Raw genomic sequence first — 21877 nt, 5'->3', positions numbered from 1 at the left:
CTCGGCCCCGACTACTACCAACGCCGCCAGGACCCCGAACGTCAAACCCGCAAGCTCGTCCACCAGCTCCAACAGCTCGGCCACCAGGTCACCCTGACAGCCTCACCCTGAGTCATTTTCGACTCAGCTCGTCCACCAGCTCCAACAGCTCGGCCACCAGGTCACCCTGACAGCCTCACCCTGAGTCATTTTCGACTCAGTACTAAGCGGTACGGGCGGTTCCCGACAGCACCGGCCACCCGGACAGCCGCGTCGAGGCCGTCCCCCTGTGGCCACGGTGGCGGCGCGAGGCCGGGTGGGGCCATGGCGGTGACACTGACGAGTCAAGGGAAATTTTGTCTGAACTTTACCTTTCTTCTGTAAGGAATTTTCATACATCGCGACCCGAAGGATTGTAAACGATCTTTCGTCGATGGCTAGACTGAGGCATGCAGATCACCGGCGCCGTGCTCACCATCCACGGCAACGCGCTCGCAGGGATCGCGGTAAGTGACGGGCGGACCTGGACGTTCACTCGCGACGACGGCTCGTTCAGCCTCCGCACCGTGCCGGGGCGCCCGGTCTGGGCCGGCGCCCCAACGGCTGGACGGGCCGCTGGTGGCAGCACGCGGCGGCGGGGGAGCCGCTACTGTTTCAGCTTCACCCGAGCCGCGCCGGTGGCGATCCACACCCACCCTCAGGGGAGCTGCGATTCGCGCACATCACGGACACGCATGTCAGCGCGATCGACGGTGACCCGTCCCAGGCGGTCGAGCTCGCCGCCCGCTACGGCGACCAGACGGACACCACCAGCGGCCTGCGCTACGCGCTGGAGGCCGCAGCCGATCACGGCGCGGCATTCGCCGTGATCACCGGTGACCTCACCGACCACGGCACACCCGAAGAGTTCCGGCGCGTGCTCGACTCCCTCGCCGCCGCGCCGCTGCCGGTAGAGATCGTGCCGGGCAACCACGACCACTACGGCCACCGACACCAACCCCACCCCGGCGACACCCCCCACGGTGGCGGGTTTCTCGGCGCGGCAACACTTACCCGCTACGAGCAGGCCATGGGCCCACGCTGGTGGTCAGCCGACCTAGGCGGCGTGCACCTGCTCGCCCTGGACTGGTTCAGCGCCTGGTGCGGCATCGACGACACAGACCAGCAACGCTTCGTGATCGCAGATCTCGCCACCCGAGCCCCCGGACTGCCGGTCGTCGTGCTCGCCCACAACCAGCCCGACCACGACACACTCGCATTGATCCGCTGCAATGCCGCACCCGACGGCCTCCTCGCCGTGCTGTCAGGACATTGGCATGCCGACGCACAGCGCAATGTCGGCGGCTGTCACCTGCTCAGCACGCCCGCAGCCAGCTTCGGCGGACTGGACTGGTCACCACCGCAACTCCGCCTCATCACCCTCACATCCTGCCTGAGAACTACGGATCTACGGCACAACACGATCCCAGCGCTACCGAAACCGCCACGGTCACCGACCACGTCTCGCGTCGACGCCCCGACCTCGCCCCGCACCACCAGCCACTCGATCGGCGACCATCAACATCTTGGCACCCTCGCAACCCTCGCCGGCACCGTCATCGCACCGAGCGCCGACACCCACGGCGCAGGACACCTGACCCGCCTACACACCTCTAACACCGACGGTAGCGACGGTAGCGACGGCCGAGTCGACGTGTTGTGGACGATGCGCGTCGCGGACGAACCTGTCACCGGCGTTCTCGCCAGCCATGACCAGATCCTGGCGTGCAGCCATGCCGGCACCCTCACCGCGCTCGACCCAGCCACCGGCGCAACCCACTGGACCCGGCACCTCCCACACTGGCAGCAACGCCGGCTGCTAGCCACCCCCATCCTCACCGCGACGGGCCGGCTGATCGTCGGTGACGTCGGCGGCATCACCTGCCTGAACATCGACACCGGGGATACAGTCTGGCACCGCGACCAGCTCGGCCAGGTTGACACTCTGCTCACCTACGGAACCGGTCTGGCCACCGACCGCTTGGCCGTGCTGCCCCTCGGCGGCCCCACCCCGGGCCTGACCGCTTTGAACCTGCGCGACGGCACCCTCGCCTGGACCGACCCACCCGGCACACCACCGCCCTCCACCTCGCTGGTTGCCATTGACGGGACCGATGCGCTATTACTCCGCACCGCAGGACCCACCCTCGAGCGACTGGACCTGTCCACCGGCCAGATTCGGTGGCGCACCACCGTGACCGGCCGCTTCTCCACGGCCGCTCCCCTGGTCACCGACGAGGCGATCCTGCTCGTCACCGGCGACGGCATCGCTCACCGGCTCGACCCGGATCACGGCGACATCTTCGACCGCCAGCACCTGCACGGGCTGCGCCCCGCCTATGGTCCCTACCGGTCCACCGGAACAGGCGCGCCCACCACTCCCGTCCATACCCCCCTCGGACCGATGATCGTGCTGCTCGATGGCAGCATCTGGCAACTGGGCTGCCCCGACGGTCCGCTCCTCGTCGGCGACATCGCGTCGCCCGTCACCACCCAGCCTGTTTCACTCGGATTGAACACCCTCGTCGTACTCAGCACTGACGCGGTCGTTCACCTGCTCGACATCAACGCCCCTGTAACCCGCCCCACGCTCGCCGGTCTGGCATCGTGGCAGGCATCATGACCAGCGCCACCCACAACCGCCGACCCAACACCAGTCAACACATCGCAGACGTTGTTGCCAATGGTGGCACCATCACCGCACAACTCCGCGCCTGCATGCCCACCTTGACCCCCAGTGGTCAACGGATCGGCCAGGCCATCCTCGCCGAACCCCGCGACATCATCCACATGACCGTCACCGACCTCGCCGAACGCACCGAGACCTCGGTCGCCACCATCGTCCGATTCTGCCAGGACATCAGCCTCAAAGGCTTCGCAGACCCTGCTGGTTTATTCAGGCTGCGTGGGTGAGGTCGAGCCGGGTGAGGTGGGTGGTGCGGGTGCGGTCGAGGGGCTTGCCGGTCCAGTAGGCATCGAGCCGGATCATGTTGATCGCGGTCGCGGCGATGGTGTGTTCCAGGCTGGTCTTGGACAGGCCGCGGTAGCGGGCGGTCCGGATACCCGTGACGTGGGTGGTCTGGCGGATGGTGCCCTCGATCCCGGACCGGGCTGCGTAGCGGCGTTTCCATTCGTCGGTCGTCTGTGCGGCCCGTGCGGTGACGGTGGCTTCGTGGAGCTCACGGTCCCGGAGGGTGATGTGGCGCTGTTTGCCTTTCGTGCACTGTTCCCGGGCCGGGCAGGGACCGCAGGTCGCTTTCGTCCAGGTCACCACGATCACCTCGGCGGCGCGCTGGCGGGACGGGTTCCACGTCGAGCTGGTCCGGCCCTGCGGGCAGGTGCCGCGGCGGCGGTCGAAGTCGAAGGAGAAACTCGCCTTGTCGTAGCCCGCCCGGGCTTTCGCCTGGTGGGAGTGGTCGAGCAGGATCGGGGTGACCAGGCGGATCCCATAAGCCCGGGCGGAGTGGATGATCTGGTTGGCGCTGGGGTAGCCGGAGTCGAGCAGGTGCTCGTCGGGGGCCAGCCCGTTGCGGTCGAGTTCGGTGTGGATGTCATCCAGGGCGGCCGCGTCGGGGGTGGTCGCCGGGGTGGTCAGCACCCCGATGATCAGGTTCGGGACGTCCCCACGCCCGGTCGTGTCGGGTGCTGGTGCGGGGTCGGGTGGGGTGCAGGTCTCGGTGAGATGGACCTTGTACCCGTCCCAGCTCTGGTCACGTTTGAGGCTGTGCCGGGTGTCGAGGTCGTAGGGCGAGATCAGGCGGTCTCTGCCAGGCGGGAGACCGTCTCCGCCTTCGGAGGTGTTCTCCCGCCGTCGTACCACCTCCGTCCCGCTGCCCGTGGTGTACCGGTAGAACTGCTGCACCCAGACCCGCCGTAAAACGTCGACGGCGGGGATCTGGCGCAGCCAGACCGGCGCGTCGCGGGCGTGGACGGCCGCGAGCAGGTGGTAGCCGTCACGGCCGTACTCGACCATGAGGGCCTTACGCTTCGTCTCCGACGCGGGAAGACGCCAGGTGTCGACCCGCGCCCCGTACCGCCGCTGCCAGGAGTCGTCGATCACCCCGCCCAGCCAGGCCGGGGCGGCGCTGGCAAGCGCCTCGAGCGCGGCGCGCACGGTCTCCCCGGCCAGTTCCAGCCGGCACAGCTGCCGGATCGCGCCGAGCACATGGGTGGAATCGGTACGCGCCCGCCCGCCCGCGGTGAGCAGCCCCTGCGCGACCAGACGCGCCAGAAGCGCGTCGAGGGCGTGGGTCGCGAGATCCCCCGCGACCAGCCGGGTCCGGAACTCCGTGAACACGCTGGCGTCGAACCCGGGATCGTCGAGATCGAGACCGAGCGCGTACTTCCACGACATCCGGTCCCGGACCGCGTCCGCGGCCTGCCGGTCGGTGAGGTTCTCGGCGAACTGCAGGACCGTGGCCATCATCAGCTGCGCCGGGGAGATCCCCGGCCGGCCCCGCACCCCGAACGCGCCGGTGAACCGGCCGTCCTCGTAGACCACGCCGAGCTCGTCACGGATACGCATCGCCAGGTTCCCCTTCGGGAACGCGGCACGCGCGACCTGCGCGGTCAGTGGCGGGACCTCGGGCCAGGGTCTCGGTTGCAGGGACACGACCAGCATCATCCCGACCCGACACCCACGGCCAGCGTGCCGTCCCGGGTGTTGCGCACGGGTTGAGAGACACCCCCACAACCCGAATAAGCCAGCAGGGTCTTCGCAGACCTCAAAATCCGTCTCGCCGCCGAATCCATCCCTGCCGAACGCGGCCTGCACGAAGACGTCGCCGCGGCCGACGAGCCCGCAACCGTCCTGGACAAGATCCTGAACAGCACCGCCCAAGCAATTACCGAAGCGTCCGGCACGGTCGACCACGACAGTTTCGCCCGGGCCGTTCAAACCCTCGCCCACGTCGAGCGGCTACTCATACTCGGTGTCGGCACCTCCTCCCCCCTCGCGCAGGACGCCGCGTACCGATTCCGCACCGTCGGGCTGACCACGGAAGCACCCCTCGACCCACACATCCAGCACGTCACCGCACGCCTGCTCCACCCCGGAACTGCCTGCCTTGCGATCAGCCACACCGGGCAGACCCAAGAAACCCTCGCCAGCGCCGCCGCCGCCAAACAAGCCGGCGCCGAAACCATCGCCCTCACCAGCTTCTACCGGTCACCACTCGCCAAAATCGTCGAAACCTGCCTCGTTGCCGGAAGCCGCGAAACGAAATTTCGCATCGAAGCCATGAGTAGCCGCATCATCCACTCCACCATTCTCGACGCCCTCTACGTCGCCGTCTGCCTCGCCAACCCAGAACGAGCGCAAACCACCCAGCAACTCACCGCCGAAGTCCTCGCCGAACACCGCATCTAACTTGTCGCTTAACCTTCAGGTGGGGACTGTGTCGCCAACGGTTTCCGGCAGATTTAATCAGTAGGACTCGACGGACAGCCAACGGTCACGGTAAGTGATCGCAAAGGCGTCGATCACGGGTTTCCAGCGGACCATCCACCGGGCGCGGCCGGCCCCGGTGGGGTCCAGGCTGCGGGTCACGGCGCTATTGCGTTTGGCGAAGGCGGGGCATGCCAGTGGCCGGGGCGTCTGCCGGTCAGACGGCGGCGGCGAGTTCGGTGAACGCGGCGGCGAAGAAGTGCCGGGCGGCGGCCTGGTCGCGCCGTTCGCTGGCCAGGACGTCGATGACCTGACCATGCTGGTCAACAGCCCGGTACACGTAGGTCCACCGGCCGGAGACCATCACGTAGGTGTTGGGTCGGGCCGAGGCGCGGTGCCAGTCTTTCGGCTGATCCGTTTCCTCGGCCCGCCCGCCGAGTCGGGTAGGCCGCCGGCGACGTGCCCTGGTTGGGTCCTTTTCCGTCGGCCCCGCCGAACCCGCCGGGCGGCGTTAACTGCAACGGGCTTTCCAGTGGTTATGTCGTGGGTTACGTGGTCGCCGGCCGGCGTGGATGGCCTCGTGGCAGGGGCGGCAGGTGACGAGTGTCTTTCTCTGCCCCATGGCCATGAGGCGGACCCATGCCGGTTTACAGCGGTTGCGGGCCTGGCTACTGGAACGCCGGGTGGAGGTCGTGGTGCTGGAGGCCACCTCCGACGACTGGCGGGCGGTCTATTACGTGTTGCAGCCGGATCTGAACCTGATGCTGGTCAACCCCTCTCATCTCAAGGGAATCCGGGGTCGCAAGACCGATCCCAGTGACGCGGCGTTCCTGGCACGGGCCGGCGCGTCGGGCATGGTGATGGCGTCCTTCGTCCCGGCACGGAAGATCCGGGAACTGCGGGACCTGACCCGCCGGCGGACCGAACTGGTGCGCGCCGCAAGCTGGGAGGCTCAGCGGCTGGAGAAGGAGCTCGAGGACACCGGGATGAAACTCGCCGCGGTCCTCACCAACCTGGTCGGTGTCACCGGCCGGAAGATCCTCGAAGCCCTCGTCACCGGCGAGCGCGACCCCCACCTGCTCGCCGACTTCGCCACCGGCCGGGCCCGCGCCAAGATCCCGGCACTCATCGAGGCGCTGGACGGCGAGTTCACCGACCACCACGCCTCCATGGTCCGCCACTACCTCGACGAGATCGACCGCTGGAAGGCGGTCATCGCCGGGTTCGACGAGCGGATCGCGGCCATGCTCACCGGCCAGATGCAGGACCTGGATCTCCTGGCCTCGATCCCCGGCATCGGCCGCCTCGCGGCCGAGATCATCATCGCGGAGACCGGGGGTGACATGGCCCAGTTCCCCAGCGCCCATCACCTCGCCTCCTGGATCGGGGTCTGCCCAGGCCAGAACGAGTCCGCCGGGGTGAACAAGTCCGGCCACATCCGGACCGACAATCGCAACCTCAAACGCCTGCTCGGGATCGCCGCGATGGTGGCGATCAAGAAGAAGGACTCCTACCTGGGCGCTTTCTACCGCCGGCTCGCCGCCCGCCGGGGCGGCCGACACGCCCAGGTCGCCGTCATGCACAAACTCACCATCGCCATCTGGCACGTCCTGCACGACAGGGTCCCCTACCGCGACCTGGGCGCCGATCACTTCGCCAAACGAGATCCCGAACGCGCCATGCGCCGCATGATCAAGCAAGCCAACAGCCTCGGCCTCACCATCCGCTTCGAACCGATCGGGGTCACCTGAGGCGCACCGGTCACTTTATTTTCTCGCGGAGGGCGTCGGCCGCCAGGCGCCGGTTTGAGGTCGCGTTCTTCTCCTCGCTCGGCATTTCCGCGAAGGTCAGGGTGCTGCCGCTGGGTACGAAGATGGTGTCGTAGCCGAAGCCGCCGCTGCCGCGAGGCTCGGTGGTCAGTGTCCCGTGAACGGTGCCGATGAAGACCCGGACGCCGGTCGCGTCGGCATAGCCGAGAGCGGTCGTGGCCCTGGGTGCCGACGGTGTCCAGGAACCATGCGACGAGGGCGCCGGGGAGGCCGTTCCAGGCATCGAGTGCCAGACCGGTGTCGTCGACGAGTACCGGACGGTGCAGCTTCGCGTAGGCGTCCGTGGCTTTGCGTTCCACCACCGTCGCGACGTCGAGCGACTGGATCTCGACGAGGTCCAGTCTGGTCGCGGTGACCTCGATGCCCAGGATGGTGGAGTACTCGCGGGCCTTGCCTGGATTCCCGGTGATGAGCGTGACACGGTCGATCATGTGTTCCTCGCTTCGGCGTGGTCTCGGCATACTGTGGCGCGGCGGTGGCGGGCCTACGGATGGCCCACCGTCCGGCTGGTCTCGGCGGACGTGCGCTCGTGTCGTGGGAGGCCGCGGTCGGCAAGTGCCGGGCCCGCGTGCCGAAGCGGCGTTGCCTGGACGGCCGCGCTACGGTGAAGACGCTTCCCACAGTGGGCTCGTTCCGAGGTCGTGCTCAACCCGGAGCCCACTCGCGGTACCAGCGCGGTGATCGATGACCACGATCTGGCACCGCACCCCTGGGCATCAGTCGGGCCGCGCCGATCGCGGCCCGACCCGCCTGCCTCGTGGCGACACCGAGGCCTGAGATCGGAATCTCCAGGAGATGTGTCATGGGCAAGTCGACTCCGATGGACCGCGAGGCCGCCGACCGGATCAGCCGGGCCGCGGTGAACAACCCGAACTCCGCCACCGCCCTGACCGGCTGGGATGGCCGTGCGCGCGATGCGGCGGACAGCAACGAGGGCGACGACGGGCCGATCTGGGACGATGACGACGAGTGATCGCGTCGGCCCGGTGGATCTGACCGCGGCCGGGCTGATCAGGGCACGGAGGGTCTACACCGTGGCTTCGTCGATCGACCTATCGTGAGCGCGTGCGCCGGGTTGCCAGCGGCCGGTGGGGGCACAACCCGGCGCACGCTGGCCCATCTGTGCAGGTCAAGGTGGCTACCAAGACCTCATGGTCGAACCTCTGTGCGATTCTGGTGGGTGTGTGGCTGACGATCGACGGCGAGCGATACGACCCGTCCGGCGCCTACGTCGATCTTGAAGCCGAACGGGCACGGATCGCCCAGGCGCTGTTCCGCTGTGAGGTTGAGCAGCTCCACCTCGCCGACGGGCGGCGGGTACTGGTGAACTGGCGGTCGGTCCGCCTCGTGCACATCGGGGAGTAACGGGCCGGCCGTCGCCACCCGCTGCAGGAAACGCGAACTACATGGTTGCACCGGGATCGCCGCGGTAGCGGCCCGCGTAGGCGGCGAGCGCAGCATGACCCGATCGCGGCCCGCACCCGGGCGGATGTTCCACCCGCATCTGGCAGGCGGCCGCACAGCTCGCGCGAAGCGGCGGCGGGCAGTCCCGTGCGGTGATAGCCACGGGAAATGGATGATCGCCAGAGGCTTCTTCGGCTCGTCTCTCTCGTCGCGTGGGCCGGCGAGCCTGGCTCCGACAGATCCGGCCTGCGTTTCGCGAACACCGAAGACGAGCGACAGTGGAACGGCCCGACAGCCGCCTGGGTGGCCGGGCTCGAACGAGGCGAGGTCACGCCCGAGCCCGAGGGTGATCAGGCCCGTGCCGCGCTGTGGCGTCTGGCCTCGTGGTATGCCGTGGCGGTGCGGAGCGGTAACGATCCGGCGGGGGGTGACATCGACACCCGCGAGTTCTCCGGCGTTGCGTACTACGCCGTCGACGGTCTCCCGGACGGCGTGCTCGCCGTGCTGGGCCGGATGGTGCGCACCTGGCTGAACTTCAACTTTGATGTCGATGAGGTGAGCTTGGCGCGCCGTTGGGCCGAGGACGTCCAGGCGACAGCGTGGCGGCTGCTTGTGGCCGAGCAGTTCAGCCGCCACGCGTAGCCCTTCGGGTCTGCTGGCCGTCCTCGTGGCGATCTGCCAGGTCCCGCGGACGCACCCTTGCGCCGAACCGTCCGAAGGCACCAACGCGTTCGCGGCCGCCCTTCTGCGTGAACGGGCGGCGTTGACGAATGCGTCGGGGTTAGACGCCGTCAGACGACGAAACCGGCCCCGGACGATCCGGCCCGCAACGTCGCGATCGCCCGCTGGAGGGCTCCCACGAGGTCCTCCGTCTCGTCGGCGGTGAGGCCTTCACGATCGGGCTCGTCAATGTCGCTGCTTCCCAAAGTGATCACAGGAGGGTCCGCGGTGGTATGAGTCACGTATTGTTCGATCCTCACCACAAGCTCCAGGGGGTCCCCTCGTATTCCGTCTCTTTCGGGAAGATCGATGAGGGCGATCTCGGCCGTGTGATAGCCGCCGGGGCCGTTGGGCTCGGGCCTCAGGTGCCCGGCCGGCTCCTGGCACCAGGACGGACAGGAACGATAACGATCATCGCCGTTCACCGGACTCATGGTGTCTGGTCCGCTCCTCTCGTCGCGACCGGTCAGGCGGCCTTCGTGAGCCCTCTCCGTGTCGCCGCGTCCTCGACGTCCCACCCATCAATAATCCATCTCAGCCGGGTCCAGGGGGCGGGAGATAGCGGCTGGTCGAATCGATTGTTGGTCGGCGACCTCTTTCCCGCACGCCCCACAGCCCTGGCCCAGGCCGATCATCGACGCCGTGGTGAAGGTGCTCGACCCGTCGGGGGTGAAGGCCATGACGGGGACCGCGCTCAGGGGATGCGGGCGAGGGCTCCGTACACGTTGACTTCGGCGTCGGTCGGGCCGTCCAGGCTGGTGTCGTCGGGCCGCCAGCGGTGCACGGGCTGTACCCCGGGTTCGATGACGTCGAGGCCGTCGAAGAAACGCTCGACCTCGCCGCGGGTCCGGACCGTGGCGGGGATGCCCTGGCCCCGGTAGATCTCGACGACCCGCCCGACCTCGTCAGGTGCGAAGTCGGGAGTGACGTGGGTGAGCGCCAGGTAGCTCCCGGCCGGAAGCGCGTCGAGATAGCGGCGGAGGATGCCGTACGGGTCGTCGGTGTCCGGGATGAAGTGCAGCAGAGCGATGACGGACAACGCGACGGGGCGGGTCAGGTCCAGGGTGTCGCGAAGCTCGGCCGACTCGAGGATCTTCTCGGGTTCCCGCAGGTCGGCATCCAGATAGGCCGTACGACCCTCACCGGTGCCGGTGAGCAGAGCACGCGCGTGAGAGAGCACGATCGGGTCGTTATCGGCATAGACCACCCGGCAGCCCGGGTCGATGCCCTGGGCGACCTCGTGCAGGTTCGGCGAGGTCGGAATACCCGTGCCCACGTCCAGGAACTGGCGGATCCCCGCTTCCTGGGCGAGGAACCGGGTCACCCGGTGCAGGAACGCACGGTTCTGCCGGGCGGTGACCCGGCCGTGCGGAAACACCGCGAGCGCCTGCTCGGCCGCCTGCCGGTCGGCGGGAAAGTTGTCCTTACCACCGCGAAGTCGGCCCGAGGCGCGGTGCCGGCATTTCGGCCGGTCCGTTTCCTCGGGCCGCTTCCCGAACCCGCCGTGCCCATTACTGAGCAACGGGCTCTGCACAGGCCCCGTATTTATGGCTCGTGTTCTCGTCATCCCGCGACCACCCATGGCGAGGGGATCGCCGCTCCCCGGTACCGGTATCGAGTTGTGCTGATCGACCCGGGGTGGAGCAGCGTGGTCTCGCCGTCAGCTGGCCACCATTTCCATCCGTTGCCGCTGTAGCGGCGTCGGAGGGCCTTCCAGCCCGTCTTGCAGTGTTTCCTGCCTACCCAGGCCCACACCTGCCGCCAGACGACGGAGGCGAGGAAACCGAAGGTCTTACTGGACACACCCTGCCGGAAGTAGGTGCACCAGCCCCGCAGCACCGGATTGAGCCGGTGCAGCAGAGCCGACAGCGGTTGGTCGACGTTCGTGCCCCGGCACACGTCCTTGACCCTCTGGCAGATGGCGCGCAGCGCCTTTTTCGCCGGGTAGGTGTAGACGTAGTGCCGGTCTTCGCCACGCTTCTGGTGACGCTGGATGCGCCATCCAAGGAAGTCAAGGCCCTCGTCAATATGGGTTACCAGGGTCTTCTCCGGGGACAGTCGTAGCCCAATCCCGGCGAGAACCCCGGCGATCTCCTCTCGCAGGGCTTCCGCGTCCGCCTGGGTGCCCTTCACCATCAGGCACCAATCATCCGCGTAACGGACCAGACGGAAATTCGGTAGACCCTGGCCACGGCGTTTCCGCCGCTCCCACTCGCCGGTCAACGGGCCTCCCGGCATCTGGGCGATATGCTCGTCCAGTACCGACAGGGCCACATTAGCCAACAACGGGGACAAGATCGACCCTTGCGGAGTGCCAGCGTCTGTGCCCCGCAGCGCGCCGTCCTCGGTGAGGACACCTGCTTTCAGGAACGCCTTCACCAAGGCCAGCACACGTTTATCCCCGATCCGAGCCCGCACCCGCTCCATAAGAGCGGGATGCGAGATCTCGTCGAAGCAGGCTTTGATGTCGCCCTCCACGACCCACTCGTAACAACGGGGGCGTGAGCTGAGAAAACGCACCTCGGCCACCGCGTCCTGAGCCCGACGGCCCGGGCGGAACCCATACGAACACGGCAAGAAATCCGCCTCGAAGACAGGTTCCAACACCAGCTTCAAAGATGCCTGGACCACCCGGTCGGCAACGGTCGCGATCCCCAGACGGCGCACCTTGCCGCCGGTCTTGGGAATCATCCGCTCCCGCGCCGGCAACGGGCGGAAGCTACGGTCTCTTAGCGAGGCCCGCAACCCGTCGAGGAACTTCCCGACGCCCCTGGCCTGGATGGCGTGCGCCGAAACGCCGTCCACCCCCGCCGACCTGGCACCCTTGTTACTCCGCACACGAACCCACGCCACCAACAGAAACGCGGGGTCGTGGACGAGGTTGAAAACATCGTCGAACCGACGACGAGGCTCGTCCCGAGCCCAACGGTGTAGTTTGGCCTGGATCTCCAGTACCCGGCGCTCCGCCTCCACGAAGGCGTCATCAAGCTCCGGCCCGCCGATATTCACCAGCGCGGCTCCTGGCATTCCAGCATCCTCCCTACCAGCCTGCTGGTCCCCTTCCCCATGTACACGCCTCTCGCGTGCTCGGAGTACTACGGGACCTCCGCCCCGCCCCTGGCCACCAGCCGGCAGCGAGCCTGCCCCACATGGGGGCGACCACGGACGGTTCCCACGTTCACCACATCACCGATCGACCAGGTAGGCGCCCAGCTGTACCCCGACAGCCTCGCCACGGCTACGCCGCAGACATTCACCGTGACCTCCTCACCGGCTAGCTGACCCGGCTTCAGAGTTGACCGCCTCCACCTACCAGACGGCCACGCGCTGCACACCGGCCCTTATCCACCAGATTTGAGCCGGCACGACTCTTACGGAGCGTCAACCACTGATTCGCTTACGCTGCACCTTCTGATCTCGATTGCCGAACCCGGCCCATCTGGCAGTGCTGGACCGTCCCGGCGTTGTCGGGGCCGCTTCCCGTCCTCCCCGGCGCTCCCCGGATCAGACTGCCCCCATCTTCAATCAGGCCGCTGCGACGGCCCAATGGCGAGGGTCTCCCACCCCTGCTCGGTGACGCGGCGCCTCGTGGCGCAGCAGGTAGTAGTCGTACATGCGGGCGGTGTGCGGAACGTCCGTCTTCAGATCAACCGAGCTGATCTCCTCTCGCCTCCAGGCGAGCCACGACTTCGGACTGGACGCGCCGGCCTCGGCATCGGTCACCGTACACAACCCCCAGATCCGGCGTAATCCTCTGGGATCACCCTAACGGGCAGCCGGCTCCCTCCCCGCAGGACCCGGCAGACCATGGTCGGCGGTGACAGACCCACCCCGCGCCTGCCGAACGCAGGCCGCGCGGGCGCGAGCGCCGTCGGACCTCGAAGGGGTATTTACATGGTTCAGGTCCCGCCCTCGCACCGTCGTCGACAAAACCGGCACGGTCGCGGGTTCGGCGCGCGGCCTGGGACGAAGAGACCGGGAGCCACCCAGCGCCGGGCCCGCACGTGTCCTCGCGCGGGGCGCCGGTCGGGGTGGCGCTGTATGCGGGTGTGTCGTTGGGGCTGGGTACGCTTTCCGCGTGGCCGCTGCCCCTGATCGACATCTCGATGAGTGCCGTAGCCGGTACGCTCCGGCGCTGTCCTGGATGCGCGACGTGGCAGGCCGGCGTGGGATGGCGCCGTGGCCGGACTGGCCGGACTGGTGCTGGCTACCGATGGCGGCGGTGGCGGGCGCGGGTCCCCGCCGGCCGCAGGACAGCCCCCGCCCGGACGACATCGGCCGTCTCGCCGCGCTGGCCACCTGGTGGCTGGACCGTGCGGTGATCGAGATCGACGAGGACCTGGCGGTCCGGCATCTTCCGGCGGTCGGGCAGGACATCCGGATCGACCGCGAAAGGCTCCTGGCGGGCCTGCCGGCCTGGTGCCCGTACGTCCCGCTGCCCGAGCGCCCGGAGACGACCACCGGGGTCTACTGGCCTCGCGGGTTCTTCGCACACACCGAGTGGGACGCGGCGACCGGGGGCGCCGAGCTGCGGCTGCTGATGGACACCGACGGGACGTGGGAGGGGTTGCACGCCGTTCCCGTGCATCTGGACCAGCCGACGGTGCGCTGGTCGTTCCAGGCTGCGGCCCGGGTGATGACCGCGAACGTCGCCGCCGGCCTGGTCGAAGGAGCACGGGCGGATGATCCACGGCTCGCGGCCAGCGTGGAGATGGCTGGCCTGGTCGTGGCGCAGGTGTGGCCGCTGGTGTCCGCTCTGGTCGATCCCGCAGGTCGGGTGATCGGCCGGGACCGGCCGGGTGAGGTGTTGGAACGGGCACGGGCGCAGCCGCGCGGCACCCGGATCGTGTGGCCGCAGCGGTCCCGGACCTCGTTCTGGCGGGCGACGGCGGGCCCCGCGCCGCGGCCGGTGCTGCGGTCGGTCTGACGGGCACCGCGGCATCAGGCCTGGTCTGGGCGGTGCGTCGCGATCTGTGCCTCTGCCCCGGCGGTCGACCGGACGAGCACGCGGCGAAGCCGGACGCCGCGTCCGCCTGACCGTGTCGCCCGCCCGGCGGGACGGCGGGTTGCGGCGCCGTGTTCCGGCCTTGCGCATCGACGAACCGCGGGCGATCACCGAGGGGGATCAGATGGCCTGGTACACGATCAGACGCGACTGCTGCGGCGCCGTCGAACGCATCCAGGTCTACGGGCCGAGCGACACCCGGCAGGCCAGAGCGAACCGGACAGAGATGCGGCCCTGCCAGGCATGCGCACGCCAGCGGCGTGCCGTCGAGGCCGAACAAGCGGCGCACCAGGCGGCGGGACAAGCAGACCTCGACGGACTACCGACCCTCACGGGCACCGACCGGCAGGTGGCCTGGGCGCTGGTCCTGCGGGACAACACGATCAAAAGAGCGCCGTCGCTGGCGACGATGCCGGGCGCGACCGGGGACCATCTTGACTGGCTGCTCGACAGGATCTGCGAGCGCACCGACGCCGCCTGGTGGATCGACCACAGGGCCGGGCTGCCGCGCGACGACCACTGCTGGACCGCGCTGCGCACCTCCCTCACCGACGAGCAGAAAGCCGAGTTCGCAGCCCTCGGGAAGGAAAGCCGCCTGTGACCATCAGCATCCTGTCCTGCCTGTGATGCGCTACCTCGGAGTTGTCGCCGATCCGGGAGATCGGAGTCATTCCCGGTAGGCGCCCTCGTCCACGGCATGCCGGGGTTCTGCGTGACATGTTCTTCCGGAACCCTCCGGCCGCCGGATCCCTTCTGTCAGTCGTGTGCTCGGAGAAGTCCGACCGCTCCACCCGTATGGGCTGGTCGGCGGCTCGGTGAACGCCACCTTCCGGCCTCCGCCGGTTCCCGGTGCTCGGTCCGGTGTCATAAGGTTCCTCCGCGTTCTCGATAGTCCCTATGTGGTGCTCCGAGCGGGAAGACTTTCCGTCATGTTCAGGGCGGGGCGGCCGGTCCAGGCAGTCACGCGATACGGTAGGGAATACGTCGCGGATACACGGTCCGCGGGTAGGAGTGGGGAATATCCATGGCACAGAAGACGATCGTTTCGCTGATCGATGACCTCAACGGTGAAACCGCCGACGAGACGATCCGGTTCGGACTGGACGGCGCCCAGTACGAGATCGACCTGTCCGAAGCGAACGCCACGAAGCTACGGGAGGCGCTGGCCTCGTTCGTGACCGCGGGACGCCGTTCCGGTGGCCGCGCGGCCGGTGGGCGGCGCGGACAGCGTGCCGCTTCACCGCGCGCCGTGGCCGCGGACCGTACCGCGGATATCCGGGAGTGGGCGCGGAGCAACGGCTACACGGTGAGCGACCGGGGCCGTATCGCGTCGAACATCGTCGAGGCGTTCGAGAAGGCCCACTAGCCGCACCAGCCCGGGGCCATGGCGTGCGTCGTCACGGGGCGCGCCGGGCGCCCGGACCTCGAAACGAGGGGTTACAAGTCGACCCGTCGCGAAGGGGCCCCTCCCGGTTCGAGCACCGCCGGGCGCGGTGCGGGGCCGTGGGATGGGTGACCGTTGGCGTTTGGCTCCCTGTGGCCTGGGCGGCCCCGTCGGCCCGGCGTGGCGGTGAGACGGGCACGATGGCCTCGTGACCGAGGCGGAGACCGTGGACACGCGGCAGCACGGCGATACCGAACGGACCCGGCGCCATGGTGGGTGCCGAGCCAGCGCTGCCGGCACTCTGTCGCCCCCGGTGCGTGGGATGTCCGGGCCGCACAGCCGAGGCGGCGTCGCACCCGGGCCGCGTCGTGTGACGGCCTTGTGGCCGTGATCGGGTTTGGTTTCGGAAGCGGGGCTGGTAGCGCGCGAATCCGGGCAGGGCTCTGCTCCGCTCCCGCAGGAAGGATCTGTGTGTCCCTGCCTCGGATGAACTGGGACGACCTGCCCGCGGACGTCCGGCGGGCGGTGGAGGCCCACACGGGGCCTGTCACGGCCGCCTCGACGGCGTCAGGTGGCTTCAACTCGGCGATCGCCGCGACCCTGCGGACACGCTCCGGGACGGTGTTCTGCAAGGGCCTCCCGGCGAGTCACCGGCAGATCGTCACGCAACGTCGCGAACGCGAGATCAACCCCCACGTGGTCGGACTGTCTCCCCGGCTGCTGTGGCATGTCGAGGTGGACGGATGGGATCTGTCCGGCTTCGAGCACATCGACGGCCGGCACGCGGACTACCGGCCGGACTCCGACGACCTTCCCCTGATCGCCGAGTGCCTGCGACGGCTTCAGCAGGTCGCCTGCCCGGACATCCCCCTCAAACAAGCTGATCAGCGGCTAAGCGGCTACGTCACCGAGCCGGCCGAAGCCGAGATGTTCGCAGGCAGCTCGCTGTTGCACACCGACTGGAACAGCGCGAACCTCCTGATCAGCGACCGTGCCTACCTGGTCGACTGGGCGTGGGCGACCCGGGGCGCGGCATGGCTGGACCCTGCGGGCTGGCTGATCTGGCTCATGGCCGAAGGCAGGCACACTGCCACCCAGGCCGAAGCGTGGGCGGAACAGATCCCATCCTGGCAGGCCGCACCCGCCGATGCTGTCGCCGCATACGCGAAGGCGAACGCACGTCTGTGGGCCGAAATCGCGCAGGCCAGCGGGGATGAGTGGACCTCACGAACGGCCTCGGCGGCAGGTGCGTGGGCGCTCTACCGCGCTACGTGACAGCGTCCAGCTCGCGGAAGCCGCTTACCGGACCATCATCGACACGTTGCCAGCGGTGGCCGGTGCCGCACGCTAGTTGAATTCTCCGTCGCGGGCGCCGGCGAGGAACGCGTCCCATTCGGCTGCGCTGAAAGACAGGACGCCGCCGTCGGGGTGCTTGGAGTGCCTGACGGCGCGTCCGCCGTCAGGTAGCTCGGCGACCTCGACGCAGTTCCCGCCGTTGCCGCCGCTGTAGCTGCTCTTGCGCCAGGTCAACCCCGCCGGGGGGTTGGTCGGGCCGGGTGGGGTGCTGTTCATCCCATCTCCTCCGCGGCCTCGATGATCAGCCTGTTTGACCGTTCTGGGTCCATCGCGGCTGCTCGTAGGCGGTTCATGGCGAGTTTATACCGGCGCAGGTCGGCGTCCCGTTCCAAGTACAGGCCGCTGTGGAGCTGATCCATGTGGACGACCTCTCCGCCCGGCGGGGCGGAGAAGGCAAGGATCGTGAAGGGATAGCCGAACGCGGCGTACGCCCCTAGGGCCTGTTTTGGAACCCCGGTTCGTGGCGGATCTTCACCGTGGTGATGATCCGCTGTGGGTCGTGGGGATCTTTCGGATGAGCAGTGGGCAGCGCTGGAGCCGTTGCTTCCGGTGGCGGGACGGGGACGTCCAGCGAGGTATCAGCGCAGGCTGATCGACGGGATCCGATGGCGGGTCCGGACAGGCGCACCATGGCGGGATCTCCCCGTCCGGTACGGGCCCTGGCAGACGGTCTACGGCCTGTTCCGCCGCTGGCAACGGGAAGGCGTCTGGGCGCGGATCGTGACCCGGTTACAGACCCGCGCGGACGCGGCCGGTCTGATCGTCTGGGAGGTCAACGTCGACTCCACGGTCTGCCGCGCCCACCAGCACGCCGCCGGCGCCCGCCGCGACGGCGACACCCAGAAGGAACCACCCGGCGGCGTGACCGTCGAACCGGCCGACCACGGGCTCGGCCGGTCCCGCGGCGGACTGACCACCAAGATCCACCTGGTGGTCGAACAAGGACAGAAACCCCTATCGGTGCTGGTCACCGCCGGGCAACGCGGGGACAGCCCCCAGTTCACCGTCGTCCTCGACCGGATCCGGGTACCACGCCCAGGTCGGGGACGTCCCCGGACCCGGCCCGTGCGGGTCCGCGCGGACAAGGCCTACTCCTCCCGCGCGAACCGGACCTGGCTACGCCGTCACGGGATCGCCGCGACGATCCCCGAGCCCGCCGACCAGATCGCGAACCGGAAACGACGCGGCTCCGCCGGTGGACGCCCACCCCGGTTCGACCGGGAGGACTACAAGGCCCGCCACGCCGTCGAGTGCGGGATCAACCGGCTCAAACGCCACCGGGCCGTAGCGACCAGGTTCGACAAACTCGCGGTCCGCTACGAGGCCACCCTCCACCTCGCCGTGATCGGCGAATGGCTCCGTCCGGCGGCCGGGACCGGACTGTCATGCTGAACCCGCAACCGCCAGCGGAACAGAAGGGCAGGGCCGTGGCCGCCGAACACTACTGCGCCGACAGCGAGAACGGCGACCATGTCGATGACCCTTCCGCACGGGTCCTGACCAGGCTGATCGCGTCCCTGGACCTGGCCGGCAACACCTTCGTCGTGATCCAGCCCGACACCGACGACCCGCCCTGGTTCACCTCCGCCGTCCTGCTCGACTCCCTCACCTACGAAGTCGAACGCCACGACCACCGCACCGGTGAACACAACAAGACCCACACGACCAACCCCGCGGCCATCGCCGGCGACCTCACAGCCTGGATGACCAGCCGCTAACCCGCCGACCAGCTCAACCCACTTCCAAAACAGGCCCTAGCGCGTAGGGCAGGACCTGCACGGTGATGTTCGGCTGGGCGGCACGGTCGGCGAGGTGAGCGAGCTGGACACGCATGACCTCGGAACCCCCGACATGGCGATGGAGCACGGACTCGTCGAGCACGACCCAGAGCGAGAGCGGATCGTCACCGGCCAGCCGCTTCTGCCGTTCCATCCGGACCGTCACCCGGCGGTCGATCTCGTCGTCGTCGAGGCTGGTGTTCGCAGCCCGAAGCACCGCACGCGCGTACCCCGGTGTCTGCAACAGCCCAGGAACGAGCTGATTCTCGAACTCCTCGACGCTCACCGCGCTGCTCTCGGCCGCCATGAACCGCTCGAACCAGCGAGGCACCGCGTCGGTGTAGCTGTGCCACCAGTCTTGCTGGCGGGCGGAACGCACCATACCCAGCAGTTCGTCGCGTAGCTGCTCGCCAGTCACACCGTAAAGGTCGAGCAGCGCTGTGACGTCACGGGTCCGCTGTATCCCCGTGCCCGTCTCCATCCGGCTGATCTTCGATGCCGAGCACTGCAGATGTGCTGCGGCCTGGTCGATCGTGGTGTCGGCCGCTTCCCGTAGCCGCCGCAGCTCCGCGCCGACCTGCCGGCGTCGCATCGTCGGGGTTGCTTCCCCAGCCACGACCGCCTCCTCGTCAAGGTCAACCCGGCTCGAGTCTGTCACCTTCACATGCACCACCCTGCAAGGGGAGCCAACGGCACAAAAATTTCTACGCATGGTAGCTGCCGTGCATTGCACGGAGCGTGCAATGCAGGCATTCTGTTCTTGTCACCACCTCGCCACGATCTGCCTCCGGGGATCGCGAGTGGCGGGGGGGATAGCCACGTCCGGTCACGGTGAAGCCGCTTGCGCGCGCTTCGCCCCGCCCGGGACGGGAAGCGCGTCCGTGTCATGTGCGCGGACCGGAGCTGGGTGGTGCGGATGCTAACGGTGCCGATCGGCGCGCGAAGGAAGCACGACAATCGTCGGCCACGGACACGGAGGGTGAGCTCCGCAGGGATCACGGGTGGTGGCGTGTGATGCGGGCGTTCGGATACGTACGGGTCTCGAGTGCGAGGGACGACGAGCTACACCGTCTACGCGACATGATCCGCTCATATGCTGCCGCCGAGGGGATGAGCCTGGTAGCCATCTATGTCGACCAGGAAGGCCGGTCGACCGACGCCGCTCGACCCGGCTTGACGACCCTCCTCGAAGCGGTCGGACGGTCCGACCGGGCCGTCATGCTGGTCCCCGACATGACCCATCTCCCCTGCGCCCAGCACGCGCGCCGTTTCCTCGAGGAAGAGGTGACCGCGCTCGGCAGCGCGATCGTTCCCCTCGCATCGCCGTCCCGGGTCCCCACACAGGCCGCCCCAACAGACCAGCAACATCAGCCAGGATCCCGAGGGGTCGGCCGGAACCCGACAGCGTCACCGACCATCCGTGTGACAGTCGAACGGTTCCCCGCCCTCCTCAGCTCCGTTCCCGCTGCCCGCGCTGCCGCCCTCCGTACACTGCAGGGATGGCGGCTGACCGCCGAAACGCTGAACACTGCCGAGTTGATCGTCTCCGAGCTCACCGCGAATGCCGCGAAAGCAAGTCCGGCCGATGGCATCGTCGCGGTGCGGCTCACGGCCAGTGGCAGCAGCCTTCTCATCGAGGTCTGGGACAGCACCGTCGCCCCACCCGTCCTGCGGGATCCGGCTTACGACGGAGAGGACGGGCGCGGCCTGTTCCTCGTCAACGCGTTGAGCCGCCGATGGTCCTGGCGTCGGGCGAAATCCGGCGGAAAGGTCGTCTGGGCAGAAATGCCGGCAGATACGATGGATCTGCAGGACGACGGGTCGGCCGTGCAGCTGATACAGCGTACGGCCGGACCGGTGCCGGATCCTGTGAGGCCAGTTGCCTTCGAGCACGATCCGGCGCTCCTGCGCCGGGTTGCCGACGGACTGCGGGCTCTTGACGACTGGTACCTACCCGGCACTGAGGCAGCCCGCTCTGGGAAGCCCCCGCTGGCCGCGGAGGACCGGATAGTCCTGCCCGCGTCGATCACCACCAACCTCCGCACCGAAGTCTGCTGGACGCTGCTGGCCGAGCAGACCGCATGAACTCCCGCGTTTCTCCCGTTCCCGTGATCCTGCGCCCGGTCGTCCTCATCGCGCGCATGGCAGCCCTGCCCGAGGTCACACCGCCCGCGGACATCGCACGGATGCTCGCCATGTTCACCCCACCCATCGACCCGACCTCACCGGAATGGGCCGCGCTGCGCGCCGCCCTCGACCACTACGACGACGCGCAGGACCCAGTCCGCTTGGACGCCGCCCGCCAGCAGATCATCATTGCCGCGGAGACCCTGCTCGCCTACCCGACAGACCCCGGCACTGCCGGATCGTGCCGCACACCGACCCAGCGGACACCGCCCACGGAACGCCGCGTATGACGACCGGCAGCGACCCGACGGCTGGCACGGGCGACGGCCCGGCGCCGGAACTCATCAGGTCGCCTTTGAGTCGCCCATGGCATCCCCGGAATTCCTTGAATGATTCATCACCCGACTCGCCCCTCGGCGGTCGCCATGTCACACCAGGACATCTCCACCCTGAAAGGCGCCGTGCCCTGCGGAACCTACAGCGCGACGATCAAGTTATCGTCGTGGACAAGGACAGGCCATTCGCAGCATCTTCACGACCGACGAGGAATCCCTCCACCGTGGGGATGCGCGCTCCACCTCGTCTAGCGCGCCGAGGCCCCGCCCCTGCCCCTCCCGACGCAGACCCTGGCCCCATCTGGGACGGTATCCAGCCCGCCTGGACCCGATCCACGGTAGGCGAAGAACCTGACAGAACGATGGCCGATGGATTCCCTCGCCAGCGGTGGAGCCAAGAAACCCCGGACACCGCCAGCCCGAACCATGCAGCCTCGGCCACCATAGCACCGAAGCAATCGTTGCGGTCGCATTTCCTGAGATCGCGACCCTCCGCCGTCCAGCTAACGGTCCCTTCGCGTGCAGGTCGAAAAGC

The 21877-nt window shown here is 68.4% G+C and carries 22 protein-coding genes and 3 pseudogenes; 15 read left to right on the top strand and 10 right to left on the bottom strand.

Going from position 1 to position 21877, the window contains the following annotated elements; genetic code table 11:
- Positions 1-502: 502 nt before the first annotated feature.
- On the top strand, positions 503-2641 hold the full coding sequence (locus ACG83_RS40655; RefSeq protein ID WP_311984673.1) for a PQQ-binding-like beta-propeller repeat protein: 2139 nt from the start codon (positions 503-505) through the stop codon (positions 2639-2641).
- Positions 2638-2931, top strand: a complete 294-nt coding sequence (locus ACG83_RS43590; RefSeq protein WP_091284043.1) for a MurR/RpiR family transcriptional regulator — start codon at positions 2638-2640, stop codon at positions 2929-2931. The genes ACG83_RS40655 and ACG83_RS43590 overlap by 4 nt, the downstream gene beginning before the upstream one ends.
- Here ACG83_RS43590 and ACG83_RS40645 read toward each other — a convergent pair.
- Positions 2915-4639 carry an IS1182 family transposase gene (locus tag ACG83_RS40645; protein ID WP_226931200.1) on the bottom strand — a complete coding sequence of 575 codons (1725 nt, stop codon included), beginning with the start codon at positions 4637-4639 and terminating at the stop codon, positions 2915-2917. The two genes, ACG83_RS43590 and ACG83_RS40645, sit on opposite strands and share 17 nt — an antisense overlap.
- Before the next feature lie 108 nt (positions 4640-4747).
- On the opposite strand from ACG83_RS40645, the gene ACG83_RS48325 reads away from it, so the two are divergent.
- Entirely contained in the window at positions 4748-5386 is a 639-nt protein-coding gene (locus ACG83_RS48325) for a MurR/RpiR family transcriptional regulator (protein WP_083473990.1), read from the top strand.
- 256 nt (positions 5387-5642) lie between these two features.
- Here ACG83_RS48325 and ACG83_RS43580 read toward each other — a convergent pair.
- Positions 5643-5777 (bottom strand): annotated as a pseudogene (locus ACG83_RS43580) (DDE-type integrase/transposase/recombinase); the annotation flags it as partial.
- A gap of 310 nt (positions 5778-6087) precedes the next feature.
- On the opposite strand from ACG83_RS43580, the gene ACG83_RS40635 reads away from it, so the two are divergent.
- Positions 6088-7155, top strand: coding sequence for an IS110 family transposase (locus ACG83_RS40635; protein ID WP_054571566.1), 1068 nt, complete (start codon positions 6088-6090; stop codon positions 7153-7155).
- Positions 7156-7165: 10 nt separating this feature from the next.
- Here ACG83_RS40635 and ACG83_RS40630 read toward each other — a convergent pair.
- Positions 7166-7664 (bottom strand): annotated as a pseudogene (locus ACG83_RS40630) (non-canonical purine NTP pyrophosphatase).
- A gap of 371 nt (positions 7665-8035) precedes the next feature.
- On the opposite strand from ACG83_RS40630, the gene ACG83_RS45695 reads away from it, so the two are divergent.
- From ACG83_RS45695 to ACG83_RS40620, 3 genes are all read left to right on the top strand, one after another.
- Positions 8036-8206 carry a hypothetical protein gene (locus tag ACG83_RS45695; RefSeq protein ID WP_161934861.1) on the top strand — a complete coding sequence of 57 codons (171 nt, stop codon included), beginning with the start codon at positions 8036-8038 and terminating at the stop codon, positions 8204-8206.
- A 161-nt stretch (positions 8207-8367) separates the two neighbouring features.
- A complete protein-coding gene (locus ACG83_RS40625; RefSeq protein WP_152991668.1) occupies positions 8368-8598 on the top strand; it encodes a hypothetical protein in 231 nt (76 codons plus the stop codon).
- Between the two features lie 207 nt (positions 8599-8805).
- Entirely contained in the window at positions 8806-9279 is a 474-nt protein-coding gene (locus ACG83_RS40620; RefSeq protein WP_054571564.1) for a hypothetical protein, read from the top strand.
- Between the two features lie 149 nt (positions 9280-9428).
- On the opposite strand, the gene ACG83_RS40615 is transcribed toward ACG83_RS40620, so the two are convergent.
- The 4 genes from ACG83_RS40615 to ACG83_RS45900 form a co-directional block, all read right to left on the bottom strand.
- Positions 9429-9782, bottom strand: a complete 354-nt coding sequence (locus tag ACG83_RS40615) for a hypothetical protein (protein ID WP_369812960.1) — start codon at positions 9780-9782, stop codon at positions 9429-9431.
- A gap of 269 nt (positions 9783-10051) precedes the next feature.
- The gene (locus ACG83_RS40610; protein ID WP_226931196.1) at positions 10052-10924 is read right to left on the bottom strand and encodes an SAM-dependent methyltransferase; all 873 of its coding nucleotides are present in this window, start codon (positions 10922-10924) and stop codon (positions 10052-10054) included.
- A complete protein-coding gene (gene ltrA, locus ACG83_RS40605) occupies positions 10921-12384 on the bottom strand; it encodes a group II intron reverse transcriptase/maturase (RefSeq protein ID WP_054571505.1) in 1464 nt (487 codons plus the stop codon). The genes ACG83_RS40610 and ltrA overlap by 4 nt, the downstream gene beginning before the upstream one ends.
- A 498-nt stretch (positions 12385-12882) precedes the next feature.
- Entirely contained in the window at positions 12883-13080 is a 198-nt protein-coding gene (locus tag ACG83_RS45900; RefSeq protein ID WP_054571562.1) for a hypothetical protein, read from the bottom strand.
- 421 nt (positions 13081-13501) lie between these two features.
- Here ACG83_RS45900 and ACG83_RS40595 point away from each other — a divergent pair, with 421 nt between their 5' ends.
- The 4 genes from ACG83_RS40595 to ACG83_RS40580 all read left to right on the top strand — a co-directional run bounded on the left by ACG83_RS40595 (position 13502) and on the right by ACG83_RS40580 (position 17021).
- Positions 13502-14284 carry a hypothetical protein gene (locus ACG83_RS40595; protein ID WP_226932687.1) on the top strand — a complete coding sequence of 261 codons (783 nt, stop codon included), beginning with the start codon at positions 13502-13504 and terminating at the stop codon, positions 14282-14284.
- 160 nt (positions 14285-14444) lie between these two features.
- A complete protein-coding gene (locus tag ACG83_RS40590; RefSeq protein ID WP_226931195.1) occupies positions 14445-14963 on the top strand; it encodes a hypothetical protein in 519 nt (172 codons plus the stop codon).
- A gap of 423 nt (positions 14964-15386) precedes the next feature.
- Positions 15387-15728: an Lsr2 family protein gene (locus ACG83_RS40585; protein ID WP_054571559.1), complete on the top strand. Its 342-nt coding sequence runs from the start codon at positions 15387-15389 to the stop codon at positions 15726-15728.
- Between the two features lie 489 nt (positions 15729-16217).
- On the top strand, positions 16218-17021 hold the full coding sequence (locus tag ACG83_RS40580; RefSeq protein WP_054571558.1) for a hypothetical protein: 804 nt from the start codon (positions 16218-16220) through the stop codon (positions 17019-17021).
- A gap of 72 nt (positions 17022-17093) precedes the next feature.
- Here the strand turns inward: ACG83_RS40580 and ACG83_RS40575 are convergent, their stop codons facing one another.
- Both ACG83_RS40575 and ACG83_RS46365 read right to left on the bottom strand, forming a co-directional pair.
- Entirely contained in the window at positions 17094-17318 is a 225-nt protein-coding gene (locus ACG83_RS40575; RefSeq protein WP_054571557.1) for a DUF397 domain-containing protein, read from the bottom strand.
- Positions 17315-17530 (bottom strand): annotated as a pseudogene (locus ACG83_RS46365) (Scr1 family TA system antitoxin-like transcriptional regulator); the annotation flags it as partial. The gene ACG83_RS40575 and the pseudogene ACG83_RS46365, both read right to left, overlap by 4 nt.
- A gap of 64 nt (positions 17531-17594) precedes the next feature.
- Between ACG83_RS46365 and ACG83_RS40570 the strand changes: the two are divergent.
- Both ACG83_RS40570 and ACG83_RS40565 read left to right on the top strand, forming a co-directional pair.
- Positions 17595-18494, top strand: coding sequence for an IS5 family transposase (locus ACG83_RS40570; RefSeq protein ID WP_054565812.1), 900 nt, complete (start codon positions 17595-17597; stop codon positions 18492-18494).
- A 35-nt stretch (positions 18495-18529) separates the two neighbouring features.
- Positions 18530-18820: a hypothetical protein gene (locus tag ACG83_RS40565; protein ID WP_083473123.1), complete on the top strand. Its 291-nt coding sequence runs from the start codon at positions 18530-18532 to the stop codon at positions 18818-18820.
- 13 nt (positions 18821-18833) lie between these two features.
- Here ACG83_RS40565 and ACG83_RS40560 read toward each other — a convergent pair whose 3' ends face one another.
- Positions 18834-19496 carry a helix-turn-helix transcriptional regulator gene (locus ACG83_RS40560; RefSeq protein ID WP_235498514.1) on the bottom strand — a complete coding sequence of 221 codons (663 nt, stop codon included), beginning with the start codon at positions 19494-19496 and terminating at the stop codon, positions 18834-18836.
- Positions 19497-19894: 398 nt separating this feature from the next.
- On the opposite strand from ACG83_RS40560, the gene ACG83_RS40555 reads away from it, so the two are divergent.
- Both ACG83_RS40555 and ACG83_RS40550 read left to right on the top strand, forming a co-directional pair.
- A complete protein-coding gene (locus ACG83_RS40555) occupies positions 19895-20965 on the top strand; it encodes an anti-sigma regulatory factor (protein ID WP_083473988.1) in 1071 nt (356 codons plus the stop codon).
- Entirely contained in the window at positions 20962-21297 is a 336-nt protein-coding gene (locus tag ACG83_RS40550) for a hypothetical protein (RefSeq protein ID WP_054571555.1), read from the top strand. Before ACG83_RS40555 ends, ACG83_RS40550 begins: the two co-directional genes overlap by 4 nt.
- Positions 21298-21877: the final 580 nt, after the last annotated feature.

Source organism: Frankia sp. R43, assembly GCF_001306465.1.
Taxonomy (GTDB): domain Bacteria; phylum Actinomycetota; class Actinomycetes; order Frankiales; family Frankiaceae; genus Parafrankia; species Parafrankia irregularis.
Note: the sequence above shows the minus strand (reverse complement) of the source record. Positions and strands in the feature narration are given on the sequence as shown.

Bases quoted from the DNA above. Each gene is read 5' to 3' on its own strand.
- ACG83_RS40575 (WP_054571557.1), bottom strand. From the start codon at position 17,318: ATGAACAGCACCCCACCCGGCCCGACCAACCCCCCGGCGGGGTTGACC.
- ltrA (WP_054571505.1), bottom strand. From the start codon at position 12,384: ATGCCAGGAGCCGCGCTGGTGAATATCGGCGGGCCGGAGCTTGATGAC.
- ACG83_RS40610 (WP_226931196.1), bottom strand. From the start codon at position 10,924: ATGACGAGAACACGAGCCATAAATACGGGGCCTGTGCAGAGCCCGTTG.
- ACG83_RS40550 (WP_054571555.1), top strand. From the start codon at position 20,962: ATGAACTCCCGCGTTTCTCCCGTTCCCGTGATCCTGCGCCCGGTCGTC.
- ACG83_RS45695 (WP_161934861.1), top strand. From the start codon at position 8,036: ATGGGCAAGTCGACTCCGATGGACCGCGAGGCCGCCGACCGGATCAGC.
- ACG83_RS40555 (WP_083473988.1), top strand. From the start codon at position 19,895: ATGCGGGCGTTCGGATACGTACGGGTCTCGAGTGCGAGGGACGACGAG.
- ACG83_RS40595 (WP_226932687.1), top strand. From the start codon at position 13,502: ATGCGCGACGTGGCAGGCCGGCGTGGGATGGCGCCGTGGCCGGACTGG.
- ACG83_RS40620 (WP_054571564.1), top strand. From the start codon at position 8,806: ATGGATGATCGCCAGAGGCTTCTTCGGCTCGTCTCTCTCGTCGCGTGG.
- ACG83_RS43590 (WP_091284043.1), top strand. From the start codon at position 2,638: ATGACCAGCGCCACCCACAACCGCCGACCCAACACCAGTCAACACATC.
- ACG83_RS40645 (WP_226931200.1), bottom strand. From the start codon at position 4,639: ATGCTGGTCGTGTCCCTGCAACCGAGACCCTGGCCCGAGGTCCCGCCA.
- ACG83_RS40585 (WP_054571559.1), top strand. From the start codon at position 15,387: ATGGCACAGAAGACGATCGTTTCGCTGATCGATGACCTCAACGGTGAA.